The following is a 17009-nucleotide window of genomic DNA, read 5'->3' as shown; positions in this document are numbered from 1 at the left end:
TCTATCTGCGCACCATCTAATGTAGTGAATAAAATTATTGCGCCCCTTCAAGCATGACAGGCGACCAGTAGGCATTGTCGACGTAGGGCGCCGCAGTAATTTTGGTTACCAGACGCTCAAAATATTCTGTGTCTGCTGAACCTGCCGCAAATGTCGCTTCAACCTCCACCTTTCCGTCTGCAAATGGGCGTACGTCAATATCTGTGGCGTCATAGCCCTCTGATCGAAGCAGGCCCTTCAGCATTGATAAAGATTCCCCGGTTTTCTCGCCAAGAATAATCATATGCACCGACACGGCGCTTTCCAGAGCTTTCATCTGTAACGGCGCGCGGTTGATAGCATTGGCTATGGGCCGCAACAGGGTGTTCGCCAGAAGAACGAAAAGCGCGGCCAGGCAAGATTCGCCCAGCAAGTCGGCCCCGGCGCAGGCTCCTATGGCTGCAACCCCCCAAAGTGTAGCGGCAGTGTCCAGCCCGCTCACCCTGCCCTGATCGCGCATAATAATGCCCGCGCCAAGAAATCCCACGCCGGATATGATGTATGAAATGGCCCTGGCTGCTCCATCCGGCCCAGCAATACAGGCCGCAATATCCACAAAAACAGAAGAGCCAATGGCCACAAGCACATTGGTTCTCAAGCCCGCAGTTCTTTGCCTGTACTGGCGCTCAAAACCGACAATGGAACCAAGAATAAAAGCAACCGTTACGCTGAGGCACGAATCAAGAAAAGACTCGAGCTGAAAGCTCTGTATCGCGGCCAAGGTCATTGCTCTCTCCCATACGGTTTGACTGCCTGCTCTATGAACCCGTTTGAGCCCATCAAGGCCGTAGCGTTTTGCCGAAAAGCAGGTTGCACCCGGCAGGGTGCAACCTGTCAGTACTTGTCAATTACGAGTTTCTCATACCCAAGATTGGCAAAGACTATTTTCAAGATACCAGCAAGCCAATAAAGGAAAGAGGTAAACGGGCATCAGAATGCCAAATTGGTGATTCATAGTCGAGGAAAAATGGCACGGCACACCACCTGAAGCGTTATGTACCGTGGTCGCCAATATGCTGTAACGCTGGGCGGGTTTAAAATGATAATGGGATATTTACCGTATGTGAATATCTATAGCAGCTCATAAAAAACACCGCCACCCAGCAATGAGCACAACACGATCTATCGCGCCACGTCTGCGCCAAGATTTTTGCTGTCGGGCTGCTATAAAAAAACTCCGTACTGGCATTTTTTATCTGGTAAACTCAAATGCGATGACATTTTCTCAAGGGGCTTTTCAAAATCTACCGCCCAGGACGGCAAATTCTGCCGCGCATGCCTGCCCTGCCGAAATTTTGGCGTTCCTAGTACGGCGGCCTTTGCCGCCACCCCCTGCACCACCGCGTACGCCCCAAATCAATACTTTGAATTGATTGCATAATTAAAAATTGGCACGCCCAATGCATATTATTGGGCAAGCCAAAGGCGCATACAGCGCCTTGCGCAAACCAGCTTTCGTTGGGGAGAAAAAAATGAGCAATCAACTGGATTACGAAATCAATAAAGAACTGGGCGAGTGCTATCTTTTCATGGGCGACTTTGACAAGGCCGAAGAATATTACCGCAAAGCCGCCAACAGCAACACCCAAAGCGCCGCTCCCTACATGGGTCTGGCAACTGTGGCTGTGCAGCGTTCCGAACTGGACAAGGCCCTGGTGCTCTACCAGAAGGCTGCCGCTGTGGAAGAAACCGACAAGGCCCTGTGCGGCATTGGCCTGGTTCTTATGGAACAGGGTCAGCACGAAAGCGCTTTTGAACATTTTTCCCGCGCGCTGAACAAAAATGCGGAAAATATCGTAGCCCTGAACTGCCTTGTACGCGAAGCTTATCAGCTGGGTTGCGTTGAAAACGTGCTGCCCTACCTGGAAGACACATTGCGCACCGGCACTGAAGCTGAAGCTGTTCGCGTGACCCTGGCCGGATGCCTCATTTACCTTGGCCGCAGCGAAGATGCCCGTCAGCATCTGGAAACCGTGCTTGGCGCCAACCCCGCCAACAACAGCGCCAAAGAACTTTTCGACACGATGGCTGCGTAGTCATGGCCTCCGGGCCAGGCCGCTGCCAAAACATACTCCCCTCCCCACATGATTTTCCGGCCCTTGGCGGGTGCCGGGGCCGGAAAATCTTTCCCCTGGGGAATGGGCGGCACCGTTTGCCTGCTATGGGGCTTTTTGGTTCCAGTTATGGCAACGCAGCCACAGCGAAAAATCCCTGAAAAGTATTTTCAGGGATTTTTGTTTTATTAGCGTCACCTGCATGCCATGCCTTCGGTTTTCATCGCGAAAAAACGATCACCGCTTCAGTGTCGCAAGCAGCACGCACATGCATTTGAATGAAATAAAAAATGGGCCGCATCCTAGAGCATTTCAACTTTGAAATGCTCAGGTGTCTGCGTGAGCAGACGCCCGCCGTGGAGGCGTAAGCGCAGCTTCAGCCGTTGCGACGCAGAAAGTTACGGATGAAGACAGCACTGCTATTTATTTGCGCGATTAAACGCCGTAACGAGCGTGTATTAAACTTTGAAAATATACATTTTCAAAGTTAATCTGCTCTGGGACACAGCCGTGATATTTTTGACCGCCAGTGCTCTGCAACAGCTTGTTGCGCTTTCAAAGCATAAGGTTCAATTGGCGAACCCTGCTCAAAACAGCCTCACCAGCCTAACGGCCCTGGAGCTGAACAATTTTGAAATACATTGTATTTCAAAATTGTCATTCTGCCTCAAAATACGATTTTCGGCAGACCCCACGCCGCGTTGCGGCGCGCAGCGCTTTTGTGCAGCGTTAGAACATTTAAACTTTCCCAAATTAAAATACTCTAAGAATTGCTGTTGAGCGCCTTAACACTGGGTTTAACTTCAAACCGGCATGTGCGGTCCCCAGTGCACCAGCAGTCAACCTCGCGCACCTCAAATTCCGTGCCGGTCTGGGCAAAAAGCACGCCCGCCAGAAAACCCTCGTCATAATGGCAAACCGTGTGTTCCATATCGGGCAGGCCAGAGCAATCCAAATCTTCAGCCACGGTCAACGTAAAGTGAGAAGCTTCATAATTGGCGCTTTCTACCCGCAGAATTCCTATGCCGAAATCCAGCAAGGCTTTCTGCACTGCTGCCACAAAGTCATCAAATCTCTCGCGGCGGCCAACAAATCTTTCGCAAAATTTGCGCCCTGCAAGTTTGCCGCTTTCACGCATGATCTCTTCAGATGCGGCAGTGCCATAGCGTGACTCAACAATATCACGCATGGTGTACTGAAAGAGCCTATACACTTCGATGCGCGCGTTATTGCCAAGATTGGGCCGGCCATCGTGAATATTGCCGACAAAATCCCAACTGAAAGCATATCGCCGGGTCAACATGAAAAACCGCCTTTGCAGAGTTTGTGCCGTGCAGGTTATGTAGCGATCACGTGCAGCAGCAAAATACTATAAGCTGGCGAGATATAAATTTTCAAACAGCTCGTACCTACAAAGCTACGAGCTGTTTTTCGTGCACAGAGCGCATGCCCCTTCGTATATTCACTCAGGCATGCGGCAGTGTGCGCAAGTATACGATCGACTAACGGCTTATGGGCGCCACATCGCCACTGACCTTGAGCATGGTGCCCAGGTGACGCCGGGCCAAAGCCAGTTCGCCTTCAGTAACTTCGGGCATATCCTTGGACCGCACGCCGTTCATGTCATTGCCTTCTTCAACAATGGCCAAGGCGGCAGCCATACGCCCCATAACACAGAAAAAGCGCACCGGGTCCCAGCCTTGCTGCTGCACCCAGGCTGCTGCCTGCGGCGAGTACATGAAATCCGGCTTGCCGTTGGTCAGTGTAGGATGGGCTTCTTCATTGTTGGCCTTGGCCCAGGCACGAAAATGCGGCAGCACGTCAAGAAAACTCAGCAGTTCCTTGTCAGTGACAGGAGGCTGCTTTTCATAGACAGTAGAAGGCTTGGAGGGTTGTTTTTTCCCCTGGCTGGCAGCCGCCAGAGCCTGCCCGGAAAAAAACTCACCGGGCAAACCGGAAGTCAGGGTCAGGCACAGGACGGCCATTCCCGCCAGCAGCGTACGCATGAAAGAGCCCGCTGCCCACGCCTGAAATTTGGTGGTCAGTGATGCCATCGGGCGCGTCTGCGCCCGAACATTCGACAACATATTATTCATTCAGTACCGAACCGCGCTGAATTTCGAGAGTCTGTCCATATTATGGTAAGACTCCACATACCGCAATGTACCCGTTTTACCGCGCAAAACCAAAGAGTGGGTCACTGCGTATTTTGAGCTGTAGCGCACACCGCGCAGAAAATCACCGCCTGAAATACCGGTGGCTGCGAAGAAACAATCATCGCTGCGCACAAGGTCATTAACGGTGAGCACTTCTCGTGCATCAATACCAGCCTCGTTGATGGCTTCCTTTTCCACATAAGACTGAGGATCAAGCCGGGCAAGTATCTGCCCGCCCATGCCCTTGATGGCGCAAGCAGCCAGCACGCCTTCAGGTGTGCCGCCTGTGCCCATCATGATATCCACTTCAGAGCGCGGGTCTACGGCCATAAGGCCGCCAGCCACGTCGCCGTCAGTCTGAAGCTGAATGCGCGCGCCCGCCTGGCGGATTTCACTGATAAGTTTTTCATGCCGGGGCTTATCCAGCACAAAAACCACAAGGTCCTGCACGCTTTTGCCCATAGCTTTGGCCACATTGGCCAGGTTCACCTTGACGGGCGCGTCCAGATCAATGACATCACGCGCCTCGCGGGCCACCACCAGCTTTTGCATATAAAAGCTGGGGCCAGGATTAAACATGCTGTCCTTGGGGGCCACGCCTACCACAGAAATAGCATTGGGGCGGCCATAGGCCAGAAGGCTTGTGCCTTCCACCGGATCCACGGCCACATCAAGGCTGGGGCCTACGCCCATACCAACCTTTTCACCATTAAACAGCATTGGGGCGTTGTCTTTTTCGCCCTCGCCGATGACTACCAGACCGTCAATATGAAGAGTGGCAAAGCTGATACGCATGGCGTCAACGGCAGCGCCGTCTCCGGCCTCCTTGTCACCGCGCCCGAGCCAGCGAGCCGACGCCAGGGCCGCCGCTTCGGTAATACGCACAATATCCAGGGCCAGATTTTTTTCCGGTGCTTCCACCATATCTTCCTCCACTCGTTCTTCGTTATCCAACACACTGCTCTTACCCCAGCGCGCTGCCGTCTTCAAGAAAAAACCCCTTGTTCTCCCAGCTCCAGGCAGGCCGCCACTATCCCGTGACCAATCTGCCCGTTGTAACAACCCCGCGATCTGATGAAATGAGTGGGACCGCCGGCAAGCTTTGAATTGAACATGTTAACCTTGAAAAAAGTTCACATGTTCTGACGCTGCAAGAAAGCGCAACGCGCCGCAACTGGCCAAGCCAACCCCGCCCCATCAGTTTCACTTAAGCAATAAAACATTGGTCCACACGGCATGGTAAAAAACACTTTTTACCCAGCCCTGTAGCCAGAATACACAGCTTCAACAAAAAAACCGCTACAGAAAGCATTATGGCAGGCGGTAACGCCCCGCAACAGGGGCCTGCCACCCGGCGCCAAAAGGCATACGGCTGATAAAAAGTGCCAAAGGTTCCTGCCTGCGTTTGAATTCCGCCATAAAGAGCTTGCTGCGCACCTCAAGCCGCAGGGGAGAAGAATTGTCACCCACAGGCGGCGCCGCCGGGAGCAGCAGATCTTCAAGCACGGGATCAAGCTCATCGTAAGGCGGCAGGCTGTCCTCATCTTTCTGCCCGGGGCGCAGTTCTGCCGAAGGGGCCTTGTCAAAGACCTGCTGCGGAATAATCTGCTCTCCCTTATGCGCATTGTACCAGCGCGCCACAGCGTAGGTCTGGGTTTTGGTCAGATCACCGATGACGGCCAGCGCGCCCACGGTATCGCCATACAGGGTGCTGTACCCCATAGCGGCTTCGCTCTTGTTGCCCGTATTGAGCACAAGCGCCCCGGCGCGGTTGGCCAGAGAAGACAACAGGGTTCCTCGAATACGGGCCTGAAGATTCTCAAACGTGGTATCTCCCGGGCGGGCTTCAAAAAGATCCAGACCGGGAGCAAGAACCTGTGCAAAGGCTGTCATGGCTGGCTCAATGGGCAGGGTTACCGTCGCGACGCCAAGATTTTGCGCCAGACTGAGAGCATCCGCTACCGAACCTTCGCTGCTGTACGGCGAAGGCATCAGCACGCCAGTGACATTTTCCGCGCCAAGGGCCTCCGCAGCCACGCAGCACACCACGGAAGAATCAATACCGCCGGAAAGCCCCACAATAACCTTTTCGGCCCCGCATTTGCGGACAAAATCGCGAGTGCCGAGGGTAAGCGCCCGCCAGCAGTCTTCCTCAACGCTGGCGCACAGGGGTTCTGGAGCCTTGCCGCCCGACGATGCGCCTCCGGGGGCGCTTGGGGCGGTATCCACCACAAGCACGTCTTCTTCAAAGGCTTTTCCCCGTGCCAGCAGTTGGCCCGTGGGATCAAAAACCAGACTTTGCCCGTTATAAACGCGGCTGTCGTTGCCGCCCACAAGGTTTACCGACAAGAGATGCACATGATGCCGCGCAGCCACATGCGAAAGCATGTGCTCGCCCGCCGCCTGCGCCCCCTCACTATAGGGAGCCGCGGCCATGTGGATGAGCGCGTCAACGCCGCGCTGCACCAGTTCCATAAGAGGATTGTGCCCGCTGGCGTAACGGGTTTTCCAAAAAGCTTCTTCTTCGCTGTGGGCGTCTTCACACAAAACCACGCCCATGCGCCAGCCGCCCAGGGTCAGAATGCCGCAGGAGATGCCCTTATCAAAATAACGGCTGTCTTCTGCATCAGGCCCAGAGCCTTGCGCGCCGCTTTGGCCGCCCTGATAAATCTTGCGCGAAGCCACCTGCCATGTTCCCTTGTGTACAAGCACGGCGGCGTTGGAAAGCAGGCCCGAAGCGTACACGCTGGGCACAGGCGCGCCCACCAGCAAGGCAGGCCCGCCCTTGAGGGTTTCTGCCATATGATCGAGCGCCTTGCGGCAGCCTTCGGCAAAGTCTTCGGCGCACAGGTAGTGCCCAGGGGCGACACCGCACAGCGCCAGTTCAGGGGTCACACACAGCTCTGCCCCGGCGGCGGCAGCCTGCTGCACATCTTCAAGAATGTGCTCCATATTTCCGGCTACATCGCCAGTGACGCTATTGCACTGCAAAAGGGCTATTTTCATGCCGCTGCCTCCCCCAAGTTAAAGGTATCCGTGTAATGGCCCGCCGGGTGCGGCCAGAGCATCCACCGCGCGGGTGGTGGCCGGGTCCTCTTCCAGGGGGGGAGCGTGGAAGGGCTTCAGGCGGGCGTCCATAACAAGCGGCACTTCACATGACCAGTGCTTTGCCCGCGTTTGCGCGCGAGCCCCGTACACATCTGTGGCCGGGTCAGACCGGGTGAAGGCCACCCACAGAAAATTATCCATATCCTGCGCGCAAAATGCCGCGTCATCGGCCACGACAACCAGCGGAAAAGCCTCGCGCCCCGGCCAGTGGGCCAAGGCATCCGCAAGAGTTTCCATCGCCGGGTCTGGTTCATTTCTGCCCAGCGTATGTTTGGGGCCACGCAGCACCAGCAGGCCGGGACCAGCCACGCGCGCGTCACCGAAGCCCTCGGGCAGGGGCGGCAAATCCGCAGCCGAACCTGTCAGTTCCAGGCCCAGTTCACGCCGTTTCTCGCCAGCGGCGGCCCATATGAGCTTGGAGCCCTCATTGAGGCCAAGCCCCGTATAGTCCAGGGTATCATTGGTGCTGTGCGTAATGAAATGCAGATCACGCGCGAAGTCAGTGCGTTCAAGCAGATGGCGTAAAAACTGTGGCGCATGGCTGGCGCTGAGGCCGGGGGCATCCTCATGAGCCGCCACAAGAACGTACTTGGCAAGGGCGGTCTGGGTGGTTCCCAGCAGGTGCAGAGCCATAGTCAGCAATTCACGCGGCCTGCGAGCTGCCTCATAAGGGGTGTAGCGCTCGCTGCCCAGGGCAAGCAGCAGAGGATGCACACCAGCTGCGTCCACAGCGTGGACCTCGCGAACGCCCTGAAATACCTGGGGCACCAGAGGACCGGTAAGCTCGTGGATGAAATCGCCGAAAACCGTGTCTTCCTGCGGTGGCCGCCCCACAGCTGTAAAGGGCCACACCGCTCCCTTGCGGTGATACACCGCATCCACCTTGAGCACCGGAAAATCGTGAGTGAGGCTGTAATAGCCCACATGGTCGCCAAAAGGCCCTTCGGGCTTGGGCGAAGGCATAATGTGCCCGCTGATGCAAAAATCCGCTTCGGCCAGTGCGGGCAAAGGCAGGCCTTCGGCCCGTGCCAGCTCCATGCGCCGCCCGCCCAAAAGTCCGGCGAAGCGCAGTTCGCTCAAGCCTTCGGGCAGGGGCATGACTGCGGCCACGGTAAGGCTTGGCGGGCCGCCCACATACACATGCACGGGCAAGGGACGGCCTGCGGCGATGGCATGGGCGTGGTGCACGCCGATACCACGGTGTATCTGGTAGTGCAGGCCCATTTCATCCGGCGTGTATTCATTGCCGCTCTGCTGTACCCGGTACATGCCAAGATTGGAGGAATCCGCTCCAGGTTTGGCGGGGTCTTCGGTGTAAACGAGCGGTAGCGTGATAAACGCGCCGCCATCCATAGGCCAGCAGGTCAACTGCGGCAAGTCCGCAGGCTTGCAACGGCATTCGAGCACAGGCACATTGCCTCCTTCGCCGCCATTGCCGCGCCGCACCTTGGGCAGCATGTGCCAAAGACCCGGCACTGCGGGCAACGCGCGCCAGGGCTTTTTAAGGGCAGCCACAGGATCGGCCTTGGCGTCCAGCACAGCTTGCACCGCTGGCAGGCTGTCTCTGAAAATATAGTGCAGGCGTTCGCGCGTGCCGAAAAGATTGCACAGCATGGGAAAAGACGTGCCCTTGACCCGCGTGAACAGCAGGGCCGGAGCCTTGGCCCTGAAGGCTCGCCGCTGGATGGCCGCCAGCTCCAGATTCGGGTCCACCTCCGCGTCGATGCGCTTCAGGTGGCCGTGCGCTTCCAGATCGGCGAGGCATTCCTGCATGTTGCGGTAGCCCATCAGCAAATCTCCTTTTCCTGTCCGGCGGGTTCAGTTGGTTTACCCGACTCAGCCAACCCGGCTTGTCCGGCCAACGTAGATTGTTCGGCCAGCGTAACTTGGTCGGCAGATTCTGTGCTTTTTTTCCTACAGCCCTGCATACCGGGCAAATGATGGCAAGCCAGAGGCTGCACCGCAGCCACGAAGCGTTGCCCGGACAACGTTTGCCTGAAATGCTCCAGAATTTCCGCATGATCGAAAACCAGCGGTTCCGGCAGGGCGTCCAGGGGATAGAACGCTGCCTGCGCCGCGTCGTCGCCAGCCTGAATGGCGTCGGGGTTGCGCGCCTTGCCTGTAAAAACCACCGTAAGCGTATGCTGGCGCGGGTCACGCTTGGGGCGCGAATACACGCCCAGCAAGCCTGTCAGCTCAACGTCCAGCCCGGTTTCTTCACGCATTTCACGCATGGCTGCGTCTTCGGCCTGCTCGCCTTCGTCAATAAACCCGCCCGGCAGGGCAAACCCTATGGGGGCATGCCTGCGGCGAATTATCACCACGCCCCTGTCCGGCTCATAGATAACCACATCAGCCGTGGGCGCGGGGTTGCGAAAGCAGGAGTAGGGCTTGCCGCAGTGCGGGCAAACAACGTCTTTTTTCATTCCAGCCTCAGGGTTCTTTGCTTTTGGCTAAAGCCGCAGGCAGACGCATACTAAGCCAGCACGGGCCTGGCCGCAAGAGTTAGCAGCCTGCGGGCTTCAGTTCTTGACAAAAAAGTATGGCTGCCATACACACATGCAATGCACGAAAAAGACATGAGAAAAACCTCTGTGGAACTTCGCATTCAGCAGGCAGTTCTGGACGACCACGACGACCCTGACATCCAGCGGCTGCGCAACAACCACATCTGCTTTGCCCTGCTTTCGCTGGTAAACCAGTTTTATACACTGGAACGCCAATGCCGCAATTTCGGTACTGATGTGGAAATTTATCTGGCTGAAATCCAGATGATCATGACCATCCACAATGCCGAAGGCATTCATGTGAACGGGTTGGCCCAAAAACTGGGAATAACCAAGGGCAGCGTATCTGAAATGCTGCGCAAACTTGAGCGCAAGGGGCTTGTGCGCAAGGAAAAAGATCCGCTAAAATTAACTCGGCTCAATGTCTATCTTACCGAAAAAGGCACTATCGCCCACCAGAGCCACATATCTTTTCACCAAAAACTGGACAGTCTCGTTTTTGAAACCGCGGCAGAACACGATCCTGAAACTGTTAAGGTTTTCGCGCAGTTTTTAAATAAAATTCTTGGCCGCCTTACCGCTTTCAGCAAGGCAGATGCGCAGCCTTTAGCAACGTGCGCAGAGCAGCACCACAAGATTGACGCCTGACGACCACCAGAATCCGCCAACAGGCTGTAGGAACGAACATGAGCGGGCACGATATGATCGGCAAAGGCGAAGCCTTCACTGGCCTGAAGTCGGGCAGACGGTACGAACTCATGGCCAGCGTGTTCGGACTGAACAGCGATTTTTACAGCCGCGCCCTTGGCGACCTGCGTCTTGAGGACGGTATGGCCGCTCTGGACATGGGCTGCGGTACGGGCGCACTAAGCTTCGCACTGGCGCAAAAATCTTCGCGCCGCTGCAACATACACGGAGTGGACCTTTCTGAAGACCAGATAGCCTATGCAAACAAGCGCCTTGAGGCTCAGGGCGGCCCGCTGCATTTCAGCACAGCCTCTATGGACGACGCGCTCTTTCCCGATGCGGGGCTGGACCTGATAATGACCTCAATGGCCTTGCACGAAGCCACGCCGCAAGTGCGCCGCGCGGCTCTGGCCAACACCGCGCGCATGCTCAAGCCCGGCGGCAAATTTCTTTTGGTGGACGTGGCAAAACCACTTTTACGGGGATGGGGCCTGCTGCTGCGCCCGGTCATAGCCATGAGGAAAAAGCACCGCGACAACTGCAACAATGTTTACGCGGATATTTGCGAAAATTTGGGGCTGATTAGGACAGAAGACAGCTATATTACCCCCATCGTGCGCAGACAAATTTTTGTGCGGTTTGAACAGACTGCCAGCAGCAGTCCGCACGCTCCTGAGTAGGGGTGTTGAACCCACGCACGCCAGCCTGAACAGCTGTAACAACAAATAGAAAAGCAGAGTAACGTTGAAATGCTCCACACTTCAAAACTATTCTACTAAAAGTATAAATCTCAAAAATATACGCTGTATTACGATACTCAGCATTCGTGCGCAGCGTTTGAGAATTTAATTTTTTTCAAAGCAAATACGCTCTATTCTTCGACAATAAATCCCGCAGCTTCCAAACACTTCTGACTTACTGCTCCGGCGCGGATTATGCGCAGACGCGGGGCGCGATCCCCTACCCCACCGCCCTCATTTGTCAAAGGTTCCACAAGGGTCGAAGGAAGGCCTCCCTGCGGGCGCGGGGTGTCTGCGACCACACAGGGCACTTGCCCCCTGCTTTCCAGCGCTGCCAGCAACTCGGGGGCCAATTTTTCCACTTCGCATACGGGCTGCCCGCCGTTCAGATTGGCGCTGCTTGCCGTAAGCGGGCCGCCTGCCTCACGGGCCAAAGCAGCCGCCACGGGGTGCGACGTCACGCGCACTGCCACCAGCCCATGCTCATTCACAAGGGCTGGGGGCAGCACGGCTTTCGCGGGCAGCAGTACCGTGAGCGGCCCGGGCCAAAAGGCGGCAAGAGCCTTGGGCATGGCCGCAATATCGGCCACGGTCCACACCTGCTCAACGTCTGCCGCCAGCAGCAGCAACGGTTTGTGGACGGGCCGCCGCTTCAACTGGTAGACTAGATCAACGGCCACGGTATCTGTGGCCAGACAACCAAGACCATAAAACGTTTCCGTGGGAAAAATCAGCGTATGACCGCTGCGCAGGCAGGCGACAGCCTCTTGCAGATTCTGGCAGAGCAATTGGAGAGACATGGCAGGTAAACCCTTACGATATATCAGTGTGGGCAAGGTAAAAACACCTTTCTGGAAGGACGCAGCAGCCCACTATCTTACACGCATCAACCGTTGGCGGCCCCTGGAATATACTGAAGTGCGCGACGGCGACGCCGCCCTGCCCCCAGACCAGCGCAACGCCCTTGAAGGACGCCGCATTATTGAAGCCCTGGCTCCGCAGGACGTGGCCCTTGTGCTGGACGAACGCGGGCAGCGGCTAACTTCGCCTGATCTGGCGGCCCTGCTGCAACAGCTGGATCAGCACGCTCGTGGCCGGGCCTGCTTTATCATCGGCGGGGCATGGGGGCTGGACGATTGCGTACGCCAGAAGGCGTTCAAAATGATTCGCCTTTCAGACATGACCCTGCCGCACGAACTGGCCCGTGTTGTGCTGCTGGAGCAGATCTACCGAGCCGAATGCATACTGCGCAAGGTTCCCTATCATCATTGATGCAATGAGGAACGGCAGTTCCTCTGCCCGGCAGCGGATGCAGCCATCCTGAACAAATATTTGAAGCGTGCGTAAGGTGCAGGAATATATAGCATAAAGTTCATGCACCTTACGCACGCGCTTTCTACAGAACTTCGTAAATTCTGGCAAACACGTTGTCGTACACCAGCTTGAAATATGGTGAAAAACGCGGGTTCTGCGGTTCGCCCATAAGCAGTTGCACCATAAGAGAATTGTACAATCCTTCGTCCATCGCCAGTTTTTCGTCGGTCACGCGATTGAAGAAAAAGTTGATATTGCGCCGCTTTGACAAAAATTCCTGCTGCTGTTGCTGCGTGGCGTTGGGATGTGCGTCGAACCACTCCTGCACATAGTTGCGCCGGGTGACTCCGGTTTCTTCAAACACATTAATGGACGACGCATAGATGGCGCTGGTGCTGCCCTCAAGGCGCACTTCGCCCGTGTCCAGCCGATAGGCCAGTTCCTGCGGCACAATGGAAAGCGCCCCGCCCTCACCCGTGTTTGTAACAAAATTCCAGTTGCCGAAGTTGCTTATCCAAAAACCGAGGCGCAGCATTTCAAAGCTTACCACCAAATAAAGCTTGCCCTTGGCCTCAATGAGCGGCGTTTCGTCAGAGCGAAGCTTATCCATAAGCGCCTGGGCCGAATTTCCGTCCAGCCCGTCAAAAACATTGCCCGGCTCGTTGCCGCGCAAAGCCGTATAGCGGATGAGCTGACGCGCAAAGCGGGCATTATCCGTTGCAAACACGGCGGCGGGCAGATAAAGCGACGGCCCGGCGTGCTGCGCGCCGTCAGCAATGGTGGCGCGGTGTGAAAAATAGTGGGCAGCATAGCCCCAGTCCCACCACAGCCAGAGCATGGAATCCTGGGGCGTCATGGTACGCGCCCGCGTGAGCGCCTCGGCGTGGCGGCGGTTAATCATGGGCCCCTGCGACATGGCGGGGATCATTTCCACAAAGGGAACCACCATCAGCGCTGTAAGCACTGCTGAGGTCAGCAGCCCGGCAACCGCCCCGCGCAAACTGGTACGCAGCAGGCGCTGCAATACCCAGTACAGGGGCAAAGCCAACCCCACGGCAACCACAGGCGCGCCAAACATGACCATACGCCCGCCGAGCTTGGTGCTCAAAATCCCCAGCGCCGCCAGCGGCAGCAAGAAGAGCGCTCCAGGCCGCCGCACTATCACCACAAAAAAGCCCACAAGGCCCAGAATGGCGGCTTCCATCCAGGGATGGAAATACGGGAACAGGGCTGCGAAGCTCAAATCCTGCACTTCGATAACGGACTGGTTCACCGAGGGGTACATGAGCGCCGCCCCTCCACCCGTGCTTTTAACGTCGCCCGCATGCTTCAGGTAGGCATTGACGTGATTCATGAGCGTGGCGAGAATTTCACCGCGCACCAAGAGGCCCGCCACGCCAACCCACAGCAGCGCCAGAACCCACGGGCGGCACAGAAAACGCCGCGCTTTCAGTCCCGGTCTGGTGCCTGCCAGCAACAGCAGCAAGCTGAAAATCAACCCTATGGGCCCGGTCAGGGTTGGCAGGGCATAAGCGAGACTGCCCAAAAGCAACAACGCCCGCCGCCCGCGCGGAGCCATGATAAGGCTCATAAAAGCCAGTAAAAGCACATTGTAGCGAATAAGATAGGGAAAAACCGAATGCCATTCCTGCGTCCACCACGAAATGACGCCGGAACAGCCCAAAAGCACCACCCACTGCCAACGCAGGGGATTGCCCAGATGTTCGGCCTGCCGCAGCCGCCCGGCCAGCACGGCATCGGGCACGCCACGGCTGAACAGCCGCCGGGCCGTCATAATGCCCGAACCAATGGCAAGACGGCGCAAAACCATCTGCGGCAGCAGCATGTAACGCATGGCCCAGCTTGCAGGGGCCAATGTCATAAGCAGCGGAAAAAACAGGGTAACAAGGTCGGTGTCATAGTAGCCGAGTAACGTACGGGCCAGAAAGCCCGGCGCAAGCGATGTGAGCAGCCCGGCGGCCACGCCCGCCTCCATGCTGCCCAAGGCCCATACCCAGGCGAACACAATAAGGGCCACAAGGCTTGCCAGCACCGCCGGAAACCAAAAAGCCACCGCAGCGGGATATGTGCCCAGCGCATCAGCCATCCAGCGAAGCATTTCCGCCATCGGATGCCCCACCGCCAGACCAATTCCCTCGGCCCCTGCTACCCAGTGGTAGGCATCATGCGTGGCCAGAAGCCACTGGCTGCCCAGGCGAAATTCAGGATTTTGCCAGCTGGGCCACTCCAGCATGCGCAGGGCGAAAGCCAGCACAAGCGTCACCACGCCCCAGAAAAATCCTCGCAACCAGTATCCGGCCACATCCGGCCCGGGGGGGAAGCCCAGATGCGTGGCACGCGGCAGGGCCCACGGATGCCCCAGGCCCTGTGCGTGCGTGAGCCGGACGCCCTCCACACTGCCCGCGCCGTTCACGGCATCAGAAGTGGCATGGAGGGTTTTAGGGCTTTCAGATTCTTGGTCCATGCCAGTAAAGGAACTGTTCTCCGTGCTTTCAGCCGGAACAGTTGTTGCGTGGGCATGGTCAGGGGCAGTGCTCTGCTGGGGCATGCTATGCTCCGTCTTCGTGGTGTCCGGTGCTGAATTTCTTGAGATCGCTTTCGGGCATATCAGGCGTGAGCGCCCAGAACCAACGTGCATTGCCCGCAACAACATAGCTGTGCTGCCCGGCCAGACGCCAGGGCGCAGGCAGTTTCTCCGGCGCGGGTTCAAGAGCCAGAATCACAAGAAGCCCCGCACGGCGCAAACGGGGCAGGGTCAGGTCCAGCAGCTGCCGCCAGGGCATGAAGGCCCGGCTTACTATGCAGTCGGCAGGATAGTATTGGCCGTGAAAAAAATGTTCCACCGGGCCACGAAAAACATGCGTGGAGGGCAAATTTGTTTGCGAAAGCACGCTGGAAAGAAAGAGCGCCCGTTTTTCGCGCACTTCAACCATATAGTACGCGCCCTTGCGCCACAACATCCGCAAGGGTATGCCCGGAAGGCCCGCGCCTGCGCCAAGGTCCCAGGTCAGCGGCGCATCGGGCATGGGCAGACTGTCCAGAAAGGACGCCAGATGAAAACTGTCTGCCACAAGGCGGCTGAGTATATCCTGCCAGGAGTGCGGCCCCACAAGATTCATAGCCTTGTTCCACTGGCAGAGCATTTCAAGATATACCCCCAGAGGCTCAATGGCTTCCTGGGGTACGTCCGCACCAGTGGCCGCTGCCAACCGGGCCAGTTCTTTTCTGTCTACCACTTTTCGCTGCATGATCTTGTGCTGCTCCTGTACTGTTTGCCGCCCGGCGTTTTACGATCGTGCCGGGTGCATACTCATAGCCCCGCCGACCGGGACTTGCAAGCCCCGCGCCGATAACGTAAAAAAGAGGGCTTGCGGTTACGCCGCGCCTTTTTTGACCACATGCGGGCCGCCTACCGCGCCCTTGGAGGATACCTTTCGATGTCACAAGCCGTTCTGCTCTTTCCCGGTCAGGGATCACAGGAAGCAGGCATGGGCCGCGATCTGGCCGAAGCCTCAGCCGATGCAATGAATCTCTGGAAACAGGCCGAGCGGGCCAGCAGCCTGCCCCTGCGCGAAATTTACTGGGAAGGCGACGATGCCGCCATGAGCGACACCCGTGCGCTGCAACCGGCTCTTACCGTGGTGAATCTTAACCTCTGGAGCGCCGTGGCTGGCCGCACAAAACCTCTGGCCGCCGCCGGACACAGCTTGGGTGAATTCAGCGCACTGGCCGCCGCCGGGGTGCTCTCGCCCCAAAGCGTGCTGGAACTGACCAGCCTGCGCGGACGCCTTATGGCCGAAGCCGATCCCGAAAGCAAGGGGGCCATGGCCGCCCTGCTCAAGCTGGACCTTGCCCAGGTGGAAAAAATTGTGGCCGATACGGCAGCCGAATGCGGCGAGCTGGTTATCGTTGCCAACTACAACACGCCGGGGCAGCTTGTTATCAGCGGAACCAAGGCCGCCGTGGCCTTGGCCTGCCAGAAAGCCAAGGAAGTAAAGGGCCGGGGCATCGAGCTCAAGGTCAGCGGCGCTTTTCACAGCCCTATGATGGCTGAAGCCAGCAAAGAACTGGCCCCGCAACTGCGCAAGGCCACCTGGAACAAGCCCAAATTCCCCGTCTACTGCAATGCCCACGGCAAGGCTGTTCATGAAGGCGAAAGCGCCCTTGAAAGCCTGCTGGCCCAGATGACGTCATCTGTGCAGTGGATCGACACCATGCGCAATCAGTATGATGCTGGCGCCCGCCGCTGGCTGGAACTGGGCCCCAAGGCGCTGCTCGGCAAGATGGTTTCTCCCTGCCTGGCAGACCGCGCCGAAGCGGACCAGTTGACTGTGGAACTGGTCAATAACGCCGAAAGTGCTGGAACTTTTGCGGGCTAGCCCC

The 17009-nt window shown here is 57.2% G+C and carries 15 protein-coding genes; 5 read left to right on the top strand and 10 right to left on the bottom strand.

Features of this window, described 5'->3' with window-relative positions; genetic code table 11:
• Positions 1 to 34: 34 nt before the first annotated feature.
• Entirely contained in the window at positions 35 to 766 is a 732-nt protein-coding gene (locus HNQ38_RS06640) for an MgtC/SapB family protein (protein ID WP_221277837.1), read from the bottom strand.
• A 745-nt stretch (positions 767 to 1511) separates the two neighbouring features.
• On the opposite strand from HNQ38_RS06640, the gene HNQ38_RS06635 reads away from it, so the two are divergent.
• Complete coding sequence (locus HNQ38_RS06635; protein WP_183718661.1) at positions 1512 to 2075, top strand: tetratricopeptide repeat protein; 564 nt, start codon at positions 1512 to 1514, stop codon at positions 2073 to 2075.
• A 781-nt stretch (positions 2076 to 2856) separates the two neighbouring features.
• Here HNQ38_RS06635 and HNQ38_RS06630 read toward each other — a convergent pair.
• From HNQ38_RS06630 to HNQ38_RS06605, 6 genes are all read right to left on the bottom strand, one after another.
• On the bottom strand, positions 2857 to 3396 hold the full coding sequence (locus tag HNQ38_RS06630) for a V4R domain-containing protein (RefSeq protein WP_183718659.1): 540 nt from the start codon (positions 3394 to 3396) through the stop codon (positions 2857 to 2859).
• A 199-nt stretch (positions 3397 to 3595) separates the two neighbouring features.
• Complete coding sequence (locus HNQ38_RS06625) at positions 3596 to 4180, bottom strand: serine/threonine protein phosphatase (RefSeq protein WP_246388027.1); 585 nt, start codon at positions 4178 to 4180, stop codon at positions 3596 to 3598.
• Positions 4181 to 4189: 9 nt separating this feature from the next.
• A complete protein-coding gene (gene glpX / locus HNQ38_RS06620; RefSeq protein WP_183718788.1) occupies positions 4190 to 5170 on the bottom strand; it encodes a class II fructose-bisphosphatase in 981 nt (326 codons plus the stop codon).
• Positions 5171 to 5560: 390 nt separating this feature from the next.
• The gene (locus tag HNQ38_RS06615) at positions 5561 to 7255 is read right to left on the bottom strand and encodes an NAD+ synthase (protein WP_183718657.1); all 1695 of its coding nucleotides are present in this window, start codon (positions 7253 to 7255) and stop codon (positions 5561 to 5563) included.
• Positions 7256 to 7273: 18 nt separating this feature from the next.
• Positions 7274 to 9145 carry a UbiD family decarboxylase gene (locus tag HNQ38_RS06610; RefSeq protein WP_183718655.1) on the bottom strand — a complete coding sequence of 624 codons (1872 nt, stop codon included), beginning with the start codon at positions 9143 to 9145 and terminating at the stop codon, positions 7274 to 7276.
• On the bottom strand, positions 9145 to 9783 hold the full coding sequence (locus HNQ38_RS06605; RefSeq protein ID WP_343060118.1) for an NUDIX domain-containing protein: 639 nt from the start codon (positions 9781 to 9783) through the stop codon (positions 9145 to 9147). Before HNQ38_RS06605 ends, HNQ38_RS06610 begins: the two co-directional genes overlap by 1 nt.
• 153 nt (positions 9784 to 9936) lie before the next feature.
• Between HNQ38_RS06605 and HNQ38_RS06600 the strand changes: the two genes are divergently transcribed.
• Together HNQ38_RS06600 and HNQ38_RS06595 are read left to right on the top strand one after the other, a co-directional pair.
• Entirely contained in the window at positions 9937 to 10512 is a 576-nt protein-coding gene (locus HNQ38_RS06600) for a MarR family winged helix-turn-helix transcriptional regulator (protein WP_183718653.1), read from the top strand.
• A gap of 38 nt (positions 10513 to 10550) precedes the next feature.
• Positions 10551 to 11231, top strand: coding sequence for a class I SAM-dependent methyltransferase (locus HNQ38_RS06595; protein WP_183718651.1), 681 nt, complete (start codon positions 10551 to 10553; stop codon positions 11229 to 11231).
• 191 nt (positions 11232 to 11422) lie between these two features.
• Here HNQ38_RS06595 and HNQ38_RS06590 read toward each other — a convergent pair whose 3' ends face one another.
• Positions 11423 to 12091, bottom strand: a complete 669-nt coding sequence (locus HNQ38_RS06590; protein WP_183718649.1) for an L-threonylcarbamoyladenylate synthase — start codon at positions 12089 to 12091, stop codon at positions 11423 to 11425.
• Between HNQ38_RS06590 and HNQ38_RS06585 the strand changes: the two genes are divergently transcribed.
• Positions 12090 to 12563, top strand: a complete 474-nt coding sequence (locus HNQ38_RS06585) for a 23S rRNA (pseudouridine(1915)-N(3))-methyltransferase RlmH (RefSeq protein ID WP_183718647.1) — start codon at positions 12090 to 12092, stop codon at positions 12561 to 12563. The two genes, HNQ38_RS06590 and HNQ38_RS06585, sit on opposite strands and share 2 nt — an antisense overlap.
• Before the next feature lie 124 nt (positions 12564 to 12687).
• Here HNQ38_RS06585 and HNQ38_RS06580 read toward each other — a convergent pair whose 3' ends face one another.
• On the bottom strand, positions 12688 to 15174 hold the full coding sequence (locus tag HNQ38_RS06580) for an STT3 domain-containing protein (protein WP_246388026.1): 2487 nt from the start codon (positions 15172 to 15174) through the stop codon (positions 12688 to 12690).
• 1 nt (position 15175) lies between these two features.
• On the bottom strand, positions 15176 to 15874 hold the full coding sequence (locus tag HNQ38_RS06575; RefSeq protein ID WP_183718645.1) for a 16S rRNA (guanine(527)-N(7))-methyltransferase RsmG: 699 nt from the start codon (positions 15872 to 15874) through the stop codon (positions 15176 to 15178).
• Between the two features lie 189 nt (positions 15875 to 16063).
• Between HNQ38_RS06575 and HNQ38_RS06570 the strand changes: the two genes are divergently transcribed.
• Complete coding sequence (locus tag HNQ38_RS06570; protein ID WP_183718643.1) at positions 16064 to 17005, top strand: ACP S-malonyltransferase; 942 nt, start codon at positions 16064 to 16066, stop codon at positions 17003 to 17005.
• Positions 17006 to 17009 lie beyond the last annotated feature (4 nt).

The organism is Desulfovibrio intestinalis, from assembly GCF_014202345.1.
In the GTDB taxonomy this organism is placed as follows: domain Bacteria; phylum Desulfobacterota; class Desulfovibrionia; order Desulfovibrionales; family Desulfovibrionaceae; genus Desulfovibrio; species Desulfovibrio intestinalis.
The sequence above is the reverse complement of the archived record's forward strand: the minus strand, read 5'-3'. Positions and strand labels throughout refer to the sequence as shown.